The sequence below is a fragment of the Carboxydocella sp. JDF658 genome (genome assembly GCF_002049395.1).
GTDB lineage: Bacteria > Bacillota.
On record NZ_BDLR01000010.1, the window covers coordinates 1 to 14,254 of the forward strand.

Consider the following 14,254-nt stretch of genomic DNA (forward strand, 5'->3'; position numbering starts at 1 on the left):
TTGATTCGCAGTCTGGCTGCCAGTGGCGGGGTGCATATTCAGGGCAGCGGGCAGGGCAACCGGGCCCGGGTTTTGCTCCTCAATCAGCAGGGAGCCAGCTTAACTCCGGCAGAAGAACGCAAGGTGGAAAATCTGCTGGGACGGGAAGGGATGCGGCGCACAGCTGCCGGACATCTGGGGCGGGTTATGCCTTTGCCCAGTGGCCTGGATGAATATACCGGCTTTTTGCTCAATTTCCGTCCGCGGGGACAAAATTATCAATGGCGGATTGGGGTAGGGGCCCTGACTCCGGCTCTGGCCCAGATTTTACCCCGGATCTTTCAGGATACCGGTTTTCGTCTCATCTATCTCCAGGACGGGGAACAGCAGCTGGAACAGCTGATCAGTCTGGTACAAACAGAAAGATTGGACCTGGGGCTCTGGTTTGGGGAAGAAGGGGAACGCTTGTCCCTGGTTCTTCCCGGGGGAATGTATTTGGCTCCCGCTCAGGTTCAGATACTGAAAACCTGGCTCTATGCCCAAAGGAAAGAGCAAGCTGTTATTCCCTATCCTGTTCACTGGCCCCAGGCCCTGGCCCGCCGCCTGCAAGAGCGGGGGGCGGTGATTCAGCCGGTCAAGACTAATCCCGGCCTGATTCAGAATCAGTGGGCGCAGGATGAAGAGGGGTTCTACCTGCTGGCCGATGATCTCTATACCCTGCTGGTTCTGCTCAGGCAGGCGGAAGAGCAAGGGCTGGAAAGGCTGTTACAGGAGATGCCTGACTTTAACTGGGTTGCTAAATCCACAGCCTGTCCCTGGGAAGCCAAGGGCCTGGTCATGCGTCGCTTGATGGAAGAATTGCAGGATCGGGAGCTGGAGTTGCTGGATGGCATCAAGCTCTGGGACAATGGCGCCTGGGCCCTGGTTTTGCCCGATTCGGAGGAACCCGTTTGCCGTATTTATGCGGAAGGACCTGACATGGAAATAGCAGAAAGCCTGACTGAGCAGTTGCTGCAAAAAATTACGGAAATCCAGAAAGAAAGCGAGGGTGTCGGTTAAACCGACGCCCTCGCTTTTTGAGGAGGAGCTTCCCAGGCATAAATGTGGTCAAGACCAAACGCTTTGCAGTTAAACCCATGCCCGTAGAGGAAGCTATTTTGCAAATGAATCTGGTAGGTCATTCCTTCTACGTTTTCCGTAATGCCGATACCAATGAGGTGAATGTGGTTTACCGGCGGCGCGATGGCAAATATGGTCTGATCGAACCTGAATTTTAAAGTTTTGGCAGTATGAAAATAGGCCGGTCCACAGGGACTGGCCTTTTTTAAAAAAGTTGTATTTTTTGAATTAACAAGCAGGAAAAATTGAAATTTTGTAGAAAATATTACACTAATCGAGAGTGAGCGAGAATACCAGGAGAGGACGGATGATAGAAAATGGGTGTAACTCCGGAAATGATCAGAGAATTTGAAGCTATTATTCGCCAGATAAAGGATGTAGTTTCTGCTAAAATAGTTTCCAATGAATACGGTGAAGTTCAGGAAGTCCATGTTCTGGCCAAGCAAAACCGCAGCCCCAAACAGCTGGTACGGGATATAGAATCAGCGGTGATGGCCCAGTTCGGTGTAGCCCTGGACCATAAGAAGATTTCCGTAGCGCAAATGGCTAATGAAGAAGAGATTCCCGTCACCGAGGTTCGCCCCAAACTGATACGGGCTGAGCTGTTCACTGAAGGAGTGCAAGCCAGGGCGGAAGTGGAACTTCAGCTCGGTGATGATACCATGTTTGGTCGAGCCCAGGGCCCGGGAGCCTATAACAATAAACTGCGCCTGGTGGCTCAGGCCACTCTGGATGCGCTGGAGCGCTATCTGCGCGGCAATTGCACCTTCGCGGTGGATGATGTAGCCATCATTCATCTGGGACGCAAGCAAGCCGCAGTGGTAGCTGTGACCCTGGTTACCCCGGAAGAGGAAGAGGCCTTGATTGGTTCCGCCTACGTCCGGGTTGATGAGTGGGAGACTGTGGTAAAGGCTACCCTCAATGCCGTAAACCGGCGTCTGTCATTGCTGGTTAAACCCTAAACGGGCCATTGGTCTCCCGGTCCAGGGAGACATGGCATAAATGAGAGTGAGAGGAGCGGTCACCTGAAATAAAAATGAGAAGGAGGTGTACCGCGATGCAAAAAGTACTGAAAGTTGTATTGGCTCTGATCGCTGTTGTACTGGTAGGTGGGGCTTCTGTTTCCTGGAGATAGAACCTTCTGAGGTGATTGTATGTCCACTTTGGTAGCGAAGAAGTTAAAACATTATGTTTTTTTAGTTTGTTTTTTGGCTTTTGCTTTTGTACTAAATGCTTTTTATGAATTGTTTACTAATTATAGGCATGTTAACAACTATGAAGAATTTATTAAAATAACAATTTTCATTTTATTAAACGGGTTAACAGAGATATTTCCTGTAATGCTACCAAAAGGTGGGCAAGTCACTGTTTCTCTAGCTATTAATGTAACAATATTGTATTTGTTTTTGCCGTTTCAAAGTACCTTAATTATAACCTTTGAATATTTTTTATTTATATTTTTCTATTACAATAAAATTGAAAAAATAAAGTTATTATTTAATTTAGCCCAATTTATTGTCTCGATAAATTTAGCTAGTTATGTAACCCAATTTTTAAGCTTGTACACAATTAAATGGATGGCGGTATTGTGTGGTGCAATAGTTTACGTAACCATCAATTTACTATTAGTTACAATAGTTATTTCATTAGCTCAAAGTTATAAAATTTATGATGTATGGATGTTGAATTTTAAGAATATCTTACCTAATTTTCTTGCTCTTATCCCAATGGGTATACTAATGGCCAAAATATACGAAGCATGGGGGGCGATGGGCATTTTAATGTTCATATTGCCCCTCATGCTGGCCCGTCATTCCTTCAAACTCTACATGGACACCCGGCAAATGTACCTGGACACAGTCCAGGCCCTGGTTACCGCTATTGAGGCCAAGGATCTCTATACCAAAGGTCATTCCGAGCGGGTAGCCGAATTTGCAGTGGAAACAGCCCGGGAACTGGATTGGCCGGAACATAAAATTGAGACTTTGCGCTATATGGCTTTGCTCCATGATATTGGCAAAATTGCCATTCCTGATGTTATCCTTAACAAAAGCACCCGTCTCAGCCCCCAGGAATATAATCGCATCAAAGATCATGCTGTGGTAGGAGCTGAGATTCTGAAACAGGTGAAAAACCTGGGAGATGCTTATCTTATGGTCCGCCACCACCATGAACGCATGGATGGTTCCGGCTATCCTGATGGACTAAAAGGTGAGGAAATTCCCATGGGTGCCAGAATCATTGCAGTGGCAGATTGCTTTGATGCCATGACGTCTAACCGGGTCTATCGGGCTGGACGCTCTCCCCGGGAGGCCATTCAGGAACTGCAAAAATGCGGTGGTACTGAACTGGACAGCCAGGTGGTTCAGGCCTTTGTGCAGGCCTGGGAAAAGCGGTTAGCCTCGAAATGGGAAAAACAAATACTAACGGAAATAGAAACCGGTGCGGCCAGGGGTGAAATAGCAGCAGCACAAGCGGAAGAATAGACATTTACATAAATTGAGATGCGGTACATAGAAAGCCTTACAGTGGAGTGAGCTAAATGCGAAACAAGGAGAGTAAGGCTATATGCAATCAGGCAGAAAGCCGTCCCAAGCCAACGGGAAGGGCTTTTTTCTATGGTATCTGTTGTCGAAAAATAGAGAAACTTTGCTTTTAATGTCATTCAGTTTTCTTGCAATTGCTCTACTCTCAATTAAATGGCAAACCAGCATAACACAAGGGATGATGCTTCTTAGTTTTTATCTGATTCCTCTCGCACTGGCTGGCTATGCCTATTACAGCTACCGACGCATGAAAGTTCAGTTGCTGCAGACCCTGGAAGTACTGGCATCTATAACCGAGCGCACAGTAGACGGCAAGGAAGGCCATAACCAGCGGGTCGCCCAACTGGCGGACTGGCTGGCTTTACAAAAGGGAATGACAGAACCGGAGCGCAAAAAGCTACGGCTGGCTGCTCTCTACCACGATATCGGTAAACTGGTTCTAAAAGGCGATGAGCTGGATCAGGATGCCCATGCGCTGGCGGGCCAGCGCATACTGGAGCGCATTCCTTTTCTGGTTGATGTCAGCCGCTGGGTAGGGATGCACCATCTGCGCTATGATGGGGCTAACTGTTACTTTGGTTTACAGGGAGAGAAAATTGAATTAGCTGCACGCATCTTGCATGTAGCTGATTTTGTTGATACATTGTTAGTTCAGGGTAAAGACAGAGAGGAAATTAAACAAATCCTTGCCTCGGAGAAAGGCAAGCTGATTGACCCCAAACTGGTGGACCTGATTATTTCCGGGTGGTGGAGGGAGGAATAAAAGTGTTCTGGATGGCACTGGTGGCTGCCTTGATTTTTGGCTGGCTGCGCCGGGGCAGCCTGGCCAGACTGGGTGAGCTGGAAATACGGGGATTGATGCTGGTGGTGATTGCCTTCGCCCTGCAATTTCTGCTGGATATTCTGGCCCGGGCCCGATTTTATCCAGTTATTCTCTGGGGGGGCTGGGTCCATGTGGTCAGTTATTTTTTTCTTTTCTACTGGCTCTATCTTAACCGGCATTTGATTGGGGTCAGAATCCTGGGACTGGGCTTGTTTCTTAACTTCCTGGTGATTCTGTTTAATGGTGGTTATATGCCGGTCAGTGGCCGCTTTTTACCGGCCCATGTCAAGGAGAGGCTGGCCCTCTATGAAGATGGTACCCACCGTCTGTTGCAGGTAGATGATGCCCTGCCTTTTCTGGGAGACATTTTTTATATTCCCGGATTGAATGAAGTTTTCAGCATTGGTGACGTCTTGCTGGCGGTAGGTCTTTTCTGGATTATTGCTGAAGGAATGGTGGGCAGTGGCCGGAAAAAAAGCAGCTGAAAGTTGCGCCAATCCTGAGGTAATGATAAAATTATATATTGCAAGAGTTCAGGCAAAAGGGACCCTTGTGGGTTCCTTCGTTATTATAAGGGGGCAAACGGAGTGGTATTAAATTTTTTAAAAAACTTACTAGACGATAATGCCAGAGAGATTAAGAAATTGCGCAAAGTGGTGGATGTAATTAACGGTTTGGAGCCGGAAATGGAAAAACTGTCTGATCAAGAACTGGCGGCCAGGACTGGTGAATTTAAGCAACGGCTGGCCAGTGGGGCCAGTCTGGATGACCTTTTACCAGAGGCTTTTGCGGTTGTTCGCGAAGCGTCCAAACGGGTTCTGGGGATGCGCCATTTTGATGTGCAGCTTATCGGCGGTATGGTATTGCATCAAGGGAAGATTGCGGAGATGCGAACCGGGGAAGGAAAAACCCTGGTTGCTACTTTACCTGCCTATCTCAATGCCCTGGAGGGCAAGGGGGTTCATGTAGTCACTGTAAACGACTATCTGGCCAGGCGGGACTCGGAATGGATGGGTCAGGTTTATCGTTTCCTGGGATTGGAAGTGGGTTTGATTGTGCACGGCCTGGATTATGCCGAACGGAAGCGAGCCTATGCTGCGGATATTACTTATGGTACCAATAATGAATTCGGTTTTGACTATCTAAGGGATAATATGGTTATGCAGGCTGACCATATGGTACAGCGGCCCTTGAATTATGCCATTGTGGATGAGGTGGACTCTATCCTCATCGATGAGGCCAGGACGCCCCTGATCATTTCCGGGGCCGGGGACAAGGCAACTGACCTCTACTATGTTTTTGCCCGCATTGCCGAAAAGCTGGTGGAAAATGAAGACTATACAGTAGATGAGAAGGCTCATACTATTGCCATGACGGAAAAGGGCATCGAGAAAGTAGAGAAAATGCTGGGAGTGGATAACCTCTACGAAGATGACCATACGGAGTTAACCCACCACCTGCACAATGCCGTCAAGGCCAAGGCCTTGATGAAGCGGGATCGGGATTATGTGGTAAAAGATGGGGAAGTCATCATCGTGGATGAATTTACCGGGCGCCTGATGTTTGGCCGCCGCTACAGTGATGGCCTGCACCAGGCCATTGAGGCCAAGGAAGGGGTAAAAATAGAGCGAGAAAGCCAGACACTGGCTACCATTACCTTCCAGAACTATTTCCGCATGTACAAAAAGCTGGCGGGTATGACCGGTACAGCGGCAACGGAAGAAATGGAATTCCGCAAGATCTACAACCTGGATGTAGTGGTCATACCCACCAACCGGCCCAACCGCCGGGTGGATTTGCCGGATTTGATTTTTAAAACTGAAAAGGCCAAATACAAGGCTGTTGTTGAGGAAATAGTGGAACGCCACCGTACCGGACAGCCAGTTCTGGTTGGTACTACTTCCATCGAAAAATCGGAAATGCTGAGTGAGATGCTGCGCAAGCGCGGAGTACCGCATCAGGTGCTGAATGCCAAATACCATGAAAAAGAGGCAGAGATAGTAGCTCAGGCCGGTCGTTTGGGGGCGGTAACGATTGCAACCAATATGGCTGGTCGGGGTACCGACATTTTGCTGGGGGGTAACCCGGAGTTTCTGGCTAAACAGCGCCTGCGGCAAATGGGTTATGATGAAAGAATCGTCCATCTGGCAGCGGAAAAGGTGCCGCCCAATATTCCCGAAGTGCTGGAGGCCAGAGAGCATTTCTTAAGGCTGTATGAGGAAGCCAAACGGGAAACCGATGCCGAACAGGAAAAGGTAGTGGCGTTAGGTGGCCTGCATATTATCGGGACAGAAAGGCATGAGAGCCGCCGAATCGATAACCAGCTGCGGGGACGGGCTGGCCGGCAGGGAGACCCGGGGAGCAGCCGCTTCTATCTGTCTCTGGAAGATGACTTAATGCGTAAATTCGGTTCAGATAATATAGCCGGGTTAATGGACAAGCTGGGCATGGAAGAAGATGTACCTATCGAACATCCTCTGGTCACCCGTTCCCTGGAAACAGCTCAGAAGCGGGTGGAAGCCCGTAACTTTGAAATTCGCAAACACGTGCTGGAATATGATGATGTTATGAACCAGCAGCGGGAAGTGATTTATGAGCAGCGGCGTCGGGTCCTTTATGGCGAGAACCTGCGGGAAACCGTGCTGGGTATGGTCGAGGACCTGATCGACCGGGCCCTGGATATCTACTGCAATGCCGGTGTCCATCCGGAAGAGTGGGATCTGGCCGGGTTGTTACGCTACAGTGAGCAATTCTATCTGCCAGAGCATAATCTGACTGTGGAAGCTCTGCAGGATGTTGGGCGAGAAGAAATCCGCCGCCAGCTCCTGGAAGCGGCCCTGGCTTATTATGAAAACAAGGAAAAGGCATTGGGTCAGGAAACCATGCGGGAGCTGGAACGCATTATCATGCTGCGGGTTGTAGACGAAAAATGGATGGACCACCTGGATGCCATGGACCAGCTGCGCCAGGGCATTGGTCTCAGAGCCTATGGTCAAAAAGACCCGCTGGTTGAGTACAAGTTTGAAGGCTATGAAATGTTCCAGAACATGATTGAAAGCATTAAAGAAGATGTGGTTCGCTATGTTTATCGCCTTACTGTGGTAGAGGAACCGGAGGAACGCCAGGATGTTCAGGAAAATCTCTACCAGGACCAGCCCAAAGCACCGGTAAGAGGTGAAAAGACAGTAGGCCGCAATGATCCCTGCCCCTGTGGCAGTGGCAAAAAATACAAACGCTGCTGTGGAAGGAGTGCATAACATGCTGGGTGACTGGAAGCGCCCACTGGAAGAATTGCAGGAAAGACTGGAAGAAATGAGGGTTTCTCTTTGACCTGGCTGGTAAAGAAGCTCGTTTGAAGGAACTGGAACCGAAAACAATGGCTCCGGATTTCTGGGACCAGCCGGAGGAAGCGCAAAAACTGATGCAACAGATTACTTCCTTACAGGAACAAATTCGGGAATTCCAGGACTTATACCGGGAATGGGAAGATGCCTGGACCCTCTACCAGCTGGCAACGGAAGAAGACCTGGAAGAGATGGAGGCAGAAGTAGCCCAGGCTGTCCGGCAGCTGACCCGGGCGGTGGAAAAGAAAGAGCTGGAGGTTTTGCTCTCCGGACCCTATGATCAGAATGATGCTCTGCTCAGTCTGCATGCCGGTGCCGGTGGTACAGAGGCCCAGGACTGGTGTCAGATGCTGCTCAGGATGTATACCCGCTGGGCCGAAAACCGGGGATATAAAGTGGAGGTTTTGGATTTATTGCCGGGAGATGAAGCGGGGATCAAAAGTGCTACCCTGGAAATCAGTGGCCCTCATGCCTATGGTTATCTAAAGGCAGAAAAAGGGGTGCACCGCCTGGTGCGCATCTCCCCCTTTGATGCCTCCGGGCGCAGGCATACCTCTTTCGCTTCTGTGGATGTCATACCGGAAGTGGAAGATGAAGTTGAGGTTGAAATTAACCCTGAGGATCTGCGCATCGATACTTACCGGTCCGGGGGAGCGGGGGGACAGCATGTCAATAAAACCGACTCGGCTGTGCGAATTACCCATATTCCGACTGGCATCGTGGTACAGTGCCAGAGCGAGCGCAGTCAGATCAGCAACCGCACCAAGGCAATGAAAATGCTAAAGGCCAAACTCCTGGACCTGAAACTGAAGGAACAGGAAGCCAAACTGGCAGCCTTACGGGGAGAGCAACAGGATATCGCCTGGGGGAGTCAGATTCGTTCCTATGTTTTTCAACCCTATCGTCTGGTTAAAGATCATCGAACCAATGTGGAAATCGGCAATGTTGAGGCAGTAATGGATGGAGAAATCGATGAATTTATCAGTGCTTATCTTATTCAACAGGCCCGCCAGCGCAAGGAATAGAGAGAGGGGAAAGGGGAAAGTGCATTTCCCCTTTCTTTTGGGGGATAACATTAAATGAGGTGATAACTTGACAACCTGGAGAAAAAGCAAATTCATATGGCAATCCCTGGGCACCCTGCTGGGCTCTCTGATCACTGCTGCCGGGATAGTCTGGTTTTTGGCCCCCAACCAGATTGCAGCCGGAGGTGTGAGCGGGATCGCCATTATCCTCAATAAGCTGTTTGGTTTTCCGGTTGGCCGCTCGATGCTGGCCATGGAAATTCCCCTGTTTATTGCCAGTACGCTGGCTCTGGGCTGGGGTTTTGCTGCCCGCACCTTCCTGGGTGCCCTTACCCTGCCGATTTTTGTTGATTTGCTTACTCCCTATCTTCAGCCGGCAACCAGCAATTTGCTTCTGGCCAGCCTTTATGGCGGAGTGGTAACCGGGGCGGGGATTGGTCTGGTTTTTCGCAGCAAGGGCAGTACCGGTGGTACCGATGAACTGGCGGCCTTATTACATAAATTTGTAGGTTTACCGCTGGGGCAGATTCTGTTGTTTATTGATGGGCTGGTTATCCTGGGGGCGACCCTGGTTTTTGGGGTAGAAAAAGCCCTTTATGCGCTGATTACGGTTTTTGTGGCAGCCCGGGTAATTGATCTGGTCCAGGAAGGAATAATCTCGGCGAAAGCAGCTTTTATTATTTCAGACCACAGTGAGGAAATTGCCTGCAACATTATGACCCGCCTGGACAGAGGCGTAACTTCTCTGGCTGGTAAGGGAGCCTATACGGGCATCAGTCGGCATGTCCTTTTATCTGTTGTCAGTCAATCCGAGGTCAGCCGGCTGAAAGAGGTGGTCTATGAAACCGACCCGCAGGCATTTGTGATTGTTACAGATGTACACGAAGTTCTGGGCGAAGGATTTAAAAAATTCAACTAATGGAGGGCTTTGCATGATGACAATGGTAGAGGCAGATGTCAGGTTGATAGCGGAAAAAGCCAAAGAAATGCGCCGTCAAATAATCCGTATGATCGGAGCGGCCCAGTCCGGACACCCCGGCGGCTCCCTTTCGGCTGCGGATATCGTGGCTACCCTTTATTTCCATGAAATGCGGGTAGACCCGGCCCAACCTCACTGGCCAGAACGAGACAGGTTTGTACTGTGTAAAGGCCACGCTGCCCCGGTTCTCTATGCGGCTCTGGCGGAAAAGGGCTTCTTCCCCAAAGAAGAGCTGTTAACCCTGCGTCGCATTAATTCCCGCTTACAGGGTCACCCTGATATGAAAAAACTGCCCGGAGTAGAAATGTCTACTGGCTCTCTGGGACAGGGACTTTCAGTCAGCGTAGGCATGGCTCTGGCGGCAAGACTGGATCAGGCTGCCTGGCGGGTCTATGCCCTGCTAGGTGACGGAGAAATCCAGGAAGGACAGGTCTGGGAAGCGGCCATGGCTGCTGCTCATTACAAGCTAGACAATTTGTGCGCTATTCTGGACTATAACGGTCTGCAGATAGATGGGCCCTGCTGCGAAGTGATGAATTCCGAACCAGTTGCCGAGAAGTGGCGGGCTTTTGGCTGGCACGTCCTGGAGATTGATGGCCATGATATTACGGCCATAATCGAGGCCCTGGCTCAGGCCCGGCAGACCAAGGGGCAGCCGACAATTATCATAGCCAGAACCATTAAGGGTAAAGGGGTTTCCTTCATGGAAAACCAGGTGGGCTGGCATGGTACTGCTCCCAAACCGGAACAAGTTGAAGCAGCACTGGCTGAATTGGCTTGATGAGGAGGAAGACAGATGAGTAAAATTGCAACGAGAGAAGCTTATGGGAAAGCGCTGGCCCAGCTGGGAGCCCAGAATCCTGCGGTAGTGGTGCTGGACGCTGATTTGTCTAAATCCACCAAGACAGCAGACTTTGCCAAAGTGTTTCCGGAACGTTTTTTCAATGTTGGTATAGCTGAACAAAATCTCATGGGTATTGCCGCCGGTCTGGCCGCTGCCGGAAAAATTCCTTTTGCCAGTACTTTCGCTATGTTTGCTACCGGCAGAGCCTTTGAACAGATTCGTAACTCCATCGCCTATCCCAGGTTGAATGTTAAGATCGCCGCTACTCATGCAGGGATCACCGTTGGCGAGGACGGGGGTTCCCACCAGACGGTGGAGGACATAGCCCTGATGCGGGTATTACCAGGAATGACAGTGATTGTACCTGCTGATGGCATAGAAGCGGAGCAGGCAGTATTTGCAGCTGCTGTCCATCAGGGCCCGGTTTATCTCCGCTTTGGCCGCTCGGCAGTACCTCAGGTCAATGCGGATAACTATCGCTTTGAAATCGGCAAAATCTATGAACTGCGCCCAGGTCGGGATGTAACCATTTTTGCCTGTGGTATCATGGTAGCCGAAGCCCTGAATGCTGCGGAAAACCTGGCAGCTGACGGTATTGAGGCCCAGGTCATCAATGTGCCCACCATTAAGCCGCTGGATGCTGAGGCTGTGGTTCAGGCTGCCCGGTTGACAGGAGCGGTAGTAACTGCAGAAGAGCACAGTATCATTGGTGGTCTGGGCAGCGCTATTACCGAGGCCCTGGCTGAGCATTATCCTGTCCCGGTGGAAAGGGTAGGGATTAAAGATACTTTTGGCGAGTCGGGACAACCGGCCGAACTTCTGCAAAAATATGGTTTGACTGCAGAAGCTATAAGAGCAGCAGTATTCCGGGTGTTGAAACGGAGGGAAGGAAAATAAAAAGAATTCGCTGGGGTATCCTGGGCATGGCCCGTATTGCCAGGGAAAAATTCATTCCTGCTTTGCACGTTACTGAGGATGGTGAACTTCTGGCAGTTGCTAGCTCCAGTCAACAAGGGCAGGCACAGGCCCGGCAACTGGGCAGTAAGAGGGTATATTCCAGTTATGAGGAACTACTGCAGGACCCCGAAATAGATGCAGTCTATATACCCCTGCCTAACGCTCTGCATAAAGAGTGGGTAATTCGGGCCGCAGCAGCGAAAAAACATATCCTGTGTGAAAAACCCCTGGCTTTGACAGCTGCTGATGCCGAGGAGATGGTTTCAGTCTGTAAACGGAATGGGGTTTTTCTGGCAGAGGCTTTTATGTATCGCTACCATCCGCAGCTTCAGAGGGTAAAGATGCTTCTGGCCCAGGGTGTGATTGGAGAGGTCAAATACTTTCGCGCTGGTTTCAGCTATCTTATGAATTGGGAAAAGAAAAATATCCGTTTAGATCCACAATTGGGCGGAGGCTGTCTGTTTGATATCGGTTGCTATTGTCTCGATGCCTTGAATTTCCTACTCGGGATGAAACCTGAGGTGATTTATGCCACTGGAGTCTTTCACCCTGAGTACAAAATAGACATAGCAGCGGCTGTCAATTTGAAGCTGGAAAAGGGTATTCTAGCCCAATTACAATTCAGCTTTCAACAGCCCTTTAGCGATTATTGTGAGATTTTCGGCGAACGGGGAACGATCACGTTACCCCGGGCCTTTCGCCCCGATAAAGCCGGCGGCCAGGGTATCATCCTGTTCACTGATGCCGGGGGCAAACAACAAGAGGAAGTCTATCAAGGCGATCCCTATCTGTTGCAGCTACAGGTTTATCATGCTAACTTGCGAACAGAGGACAATGACGGGGCTGAAATGTCCCGGCTGATCGAACAGGCTCGCTTACTGGAAGCCTGCTTTGCTTCTCTACAACAGGAACAGGTGGTTCACTTATAAAAAAGGCTCTTCCTGCTATGCAGGAGGAGCCTTTTCAGCTTAGAGGGAGAGTAAATTCCACCAGCGTCCGGCCAGGATGGCTATCTATCCGGATTTGACCGCCATGAGCATTTATCAGCTGGCGACAGATGGTGAGTCCCAGACCGGTACCGTATTCTTTGGTGGTATAGAAAGGGTCAAAAATGCGCTCCTGCAAGTCAGGAGGAATACCAGGACCGTTGTCCCTTACCCGCACTATAACCTGTGGACCGTTCCGAACAGTTTCCAGAAGCACTTCGCCCGGGCTGTTAGAAACGGCATGAAGGGCATTCTGAACCAGGTTGAGAATAACCTGTTTGATCTGGTTGCGGTCCATGGCTACCGGCGGCAGGGTAGCAAGCTGTAATTTCAACTGGACACCTGTCTTGAGTTCCGGCTTAAGCAACTCAGCTACCTCACAGACCAGCTGGTTGAGGTCATGCTGCTCTTTATTTTTTGGCTCAGTGAGAGGAGCGGAAAGATAAAGCAGGTCAGTGACCAGCTGGTTGATACGATTGAGTTCGGTTTTCATTAGCTGTATAGTTTCAGTATCCAGTTTGTTGCCCAGGCTATAAAGCTGTAGAAAGCCTTTAACAGCAGTAAGGGGGTTGCGAATTTCATGGGCCAGACCAGCAGCCAGTTGCCCGATGGTGGCCAGGCGTACTGAATTGCTGAGAGCAATTTCCCGTTGTTTGGCGGATTTTCTGGTGATCTTATTGAGTTCTTGTTCAAGATCTGTTAGGGCGGCTTCCAGATTAAAAGTGTCTGTTTCTATCATTTTAATAGAAAAAGGTATTTTAGCAGTTTTTAGACGATCACAAATCTGGCCTTGACTGATAATTAAAATACGATTAGAAGAGTAACGGCAAAAAAGCTGTGAGCCGCAAAGGTTGCGAAGGAAGATAATAAAGTCATTGGATGAATTTCCTTGTGATTGTTCTACAAGATAAAGCAAAACGGGGTAATGAGAGATTTTTGTAGAAAAATGTTCAAAAATATATTTACGGGAATACACATAAGTCTGATAATCTATATAATCATCATCTAAATATTTAAGTAAGTGTTCATCTATTTTTTTCTTATATAAATAAATTACTATTGGAACTAAAAACATAGTAATTATTGGACTTGTATGAAAAGCATTAAAAGCTAAATAATAAATGGGAAAAGTTATTATTTGAATAGATAAAGCCTCTTTAATTAATTTCTTATTAAATATATCTGCTATAATTAAAATAGAAACTAAAAATAGGAAGTTTGTAAAGAAAAAACAAAAATGAAAAATAATATATGAAATGAATTGGACAGAAGGTAAGTAGCTTTTAATATTAATAAAAATTAAATGTGTAAAAAAAATTGAAAGAATTATTTGACCAAAGTTAAAAATGAGTTTATAAAACTGTTCTTTTCTAATTAAATGGCAAACATAACCATCCAGTATCGCATAACCTAATGCAGCAGAAAAACCGAAATCAAAGTATAATATTGGATACCAGATGCTTAATAGATTAAATGAAAATTTCAAGTTTACCATATTAATAAATGAAATAATAGATGATAAAACAATAGCAAAATATAAATATGGATTTTTTATAGAGTATGGATCAAAATAAAAAAATAATACAATTAAGCTACAACAAAAAACTAAATAAATATACAACTTGGCATACCAGGCTAATTTCATCGCTAAA

The 14,254-nt window shown here is 48.3% G+C and carries 11 protein-coding genes and 2 pseudogenes; 12 read left to right on the plus strand and 1 reads right to left on the minus strand.

Features of this window, described 5'->3' with window-relative positions; genetic code table 11:
- The 12 genes and pseudogenes from JDF658_RS14350 to JDF658_RS02565 form a co-directional block, all read left to right on the plus strand.
- Window positions 1-1,038, plus strand: a pseudogene (locus JDF658_RS14350) (hypothetical protein); the annotation flags it as partial.
- 41 nt (window positions 1,039-1,079) lie between these two features.
- A pseudogene (locus JDF658_RS02515) lies at window positions 1,080-1,256 on the plus strand (sigma 54 modulation/S30EA ribosomal C-terminal domain-containing protein); the annotation flags it as partial.
- A gap of 159 nt (window positions 1,257-1,415) precedes the next feature.
- The gene (locus tag JDF658_RS02520; protein WP_079906380.1) at window positions 1,416-2,060 is read left to right on the plus strand and encodes a hypothetical protein; all 645 of its coding nucleotides are present in this window, start codon (window positions 1,416-1,418) and stop codon (window positions 2,058-2,060) included.
- A gap of 777 nt (window positions 2,061-2,837) precedes the next feature.
- Window positions 2,838-3,584 (plus strand): HD-GYP domain-containing protein, encoded by a 747-nt coding sequence (locus JDF658_RS14355; RefSeq protein WP_159446536.1) that lies wholly within the window; start codon window positions 2,838-2,840, stop codon window positions 3,582-3,584.
- A gap of 241 nt (window positions 3,585-3,825) precedes the next feature.
- Entirely contained in the window at window positions 3,826-4,407 is a 582-nt protein-coding gene (locus JDF658_RS02530; RefSeq protein ID WP_159446537.1) for an HD-GYP domain-containing protein, read from the plus strand.
- Window positions 4,408-4,418: 11 nt separating this feature from the next.
- The gene (locus JDF658_RS02535) at window positions 4,419-4,952 is read left to right on the plus strand and encodes a DUF5317 domain-containing protein (RefSeq protein WP_242946598.1); all 534 of its coding nucleotides are present in this window, start codon (window positions 4,419-4,421) and stop codon (window positions 4,950-4,952) included.
- A 102-nt stretch (window positions 4,953-5,054) separates the two neighbouring features.
- Window positions 5,055-7,724 (plus strand): preprotein translocase subunit SecA, encoded by a 2,670-nt coding sequence (gene secA, locus JDF658_RS02540; protein WP_079906384.1) that lies wholly within the window; start codon window positions 5,055-5,057, stop codon window positions 7,722-7,724.
- Between the two features lies 1 nt (window position 7,725).
- A protein-coding gene (gene prfB / locus JDF658_RS02545) for a peptide chain release factor 2 (protein WP_177592992.1) occupies window positions 7,726-8,836 on the plus strand; the annotation gives its coding sequence in 2 pieces (ribosomal slippage) (window positions 7,726-7,794 and window positions 7,796-8,836; 1,110 coding nt in all).
- A 67-nt stretch (window positions 8,837-8,903) separates the two neighbouring features.
- Window positions 8,904-9,755: a YitT family protein gene (locus tag JDF658_RS02550; protein WP_079906385.1), complete on the plus strand. Its 852-nt coding sequence runs from the start codon at window positions 8,904-8,906 to the stop codon at window positions 9,753-9,755.
- 22 nt (window positions 9,756-9,777) lie between these two features.
- Window positions 9,778-10,596, plus strand: a complete 819-nt coding sequence (locus tag JDF658_RS02555; RefSeq protein ID WP_079906398.1) for a transketolase — start codon at window positions 9,778-9,780, stop codon at window positions 10,594-10,596.
- 15 nt (window positions 10,597-10,611) lie between these two features.
- A complete protein-coding gene (locus JDF658_RS02560) occupies window positions 10,612-11,556 on the plus strand; it encodes a transketolase family protein (protein ID WP_079906386.1) in 945 nt (314 codons plus the stop codon).
- A 17-nt stretch (window positions 11,557-11,573) separates the two neighbouring features.
- Complete coding sequence (locus JDF658_RS02565; RefSeq protein ID WP_278307540.1) at window positions 11,574-12,545, plus strand: Gfo/Idh/MocA family protein; 972 nt, start codon at window positions 11,574-11,576, stop codon at window positions 12,543-12,545.
- 34 nt (window positions 12,546-12,579) lie between these two features.
- Here JDF658_RS02565 and JDF658_RS02570 read toward each other — a convergent pair whose 3' ends face one another.
- Window positions 12,580-14,247 carry a nitrogen regulation protein NR(II) gene (locus JDF658_RS02570; protein WP_079906388.1) on the minus strand — a complete coding sequence of 556 codons (1,668 nt, stop codon included), beginning with the start codon at window positions 14,245-14,247 and terminating at the stop codon, window positions 12,580-12,582.
- Between the last annotated feature and the right edge of the window lie 7 nt (window positions 14,248-14,254).

What these genes read in the sequence shown, in the direction of transcription:
- JDF658_RS02520 (WP_079906380.1), top strand. Translation starts at nt 1,416, where the DNA reads ATGGGTGTAACTCCGGAAATGATCAGAGAATTTGAAGCTATTATTCGC.
- JDF658_RS14355 (WP_159446536.1), top strand. Translation starts at nt 2,838, where the DNA reads ATGGCCAAAATATACGAAGCATGGGGGGCGATGGGCATTTTAATGTTC.
- JDF658_RS02530 (WP_159446537.1), top strand. Translation starts at nt 3,826, where the DNA reads ATGCTTCTTAGTTTTTATCTGATTCCTCTCGCACTGGCTGGCTATGCC.
- JDF658_RS02535 (WP_242946598.1), top strand. Translation starts at nt 4,419, where the DNA reads ATGGCACTGGTGGCTGCCTTGATTTTTGGCTGGCTGCGCCGGGGCAGC.
- JDF658_RS02555 (WP_079906398.1), top strand. Translation starts at nt 9,778, where the DNA reads ATGGTAGAGGCAGATGTCAGGTTGATAGCGGAAAAAGCCAAAGAAATG.
- JDF658_RS02560 (WP_079906386.1), top strand. Translation starts at nt 10,612, where the DNA reads ATGAGTAAAATTGCAACGAGAGAAGCTTATGGGAAAGCGCTGGCCCAG.
- JDF658_RS02570 (WP_079906388.1), bottom strand. Translation starts at nt 14,247, where the DNA reads ATGAAATTAGCCTGGTATGCCAAGTTGTATATTTATTTAGTTTTTTGT.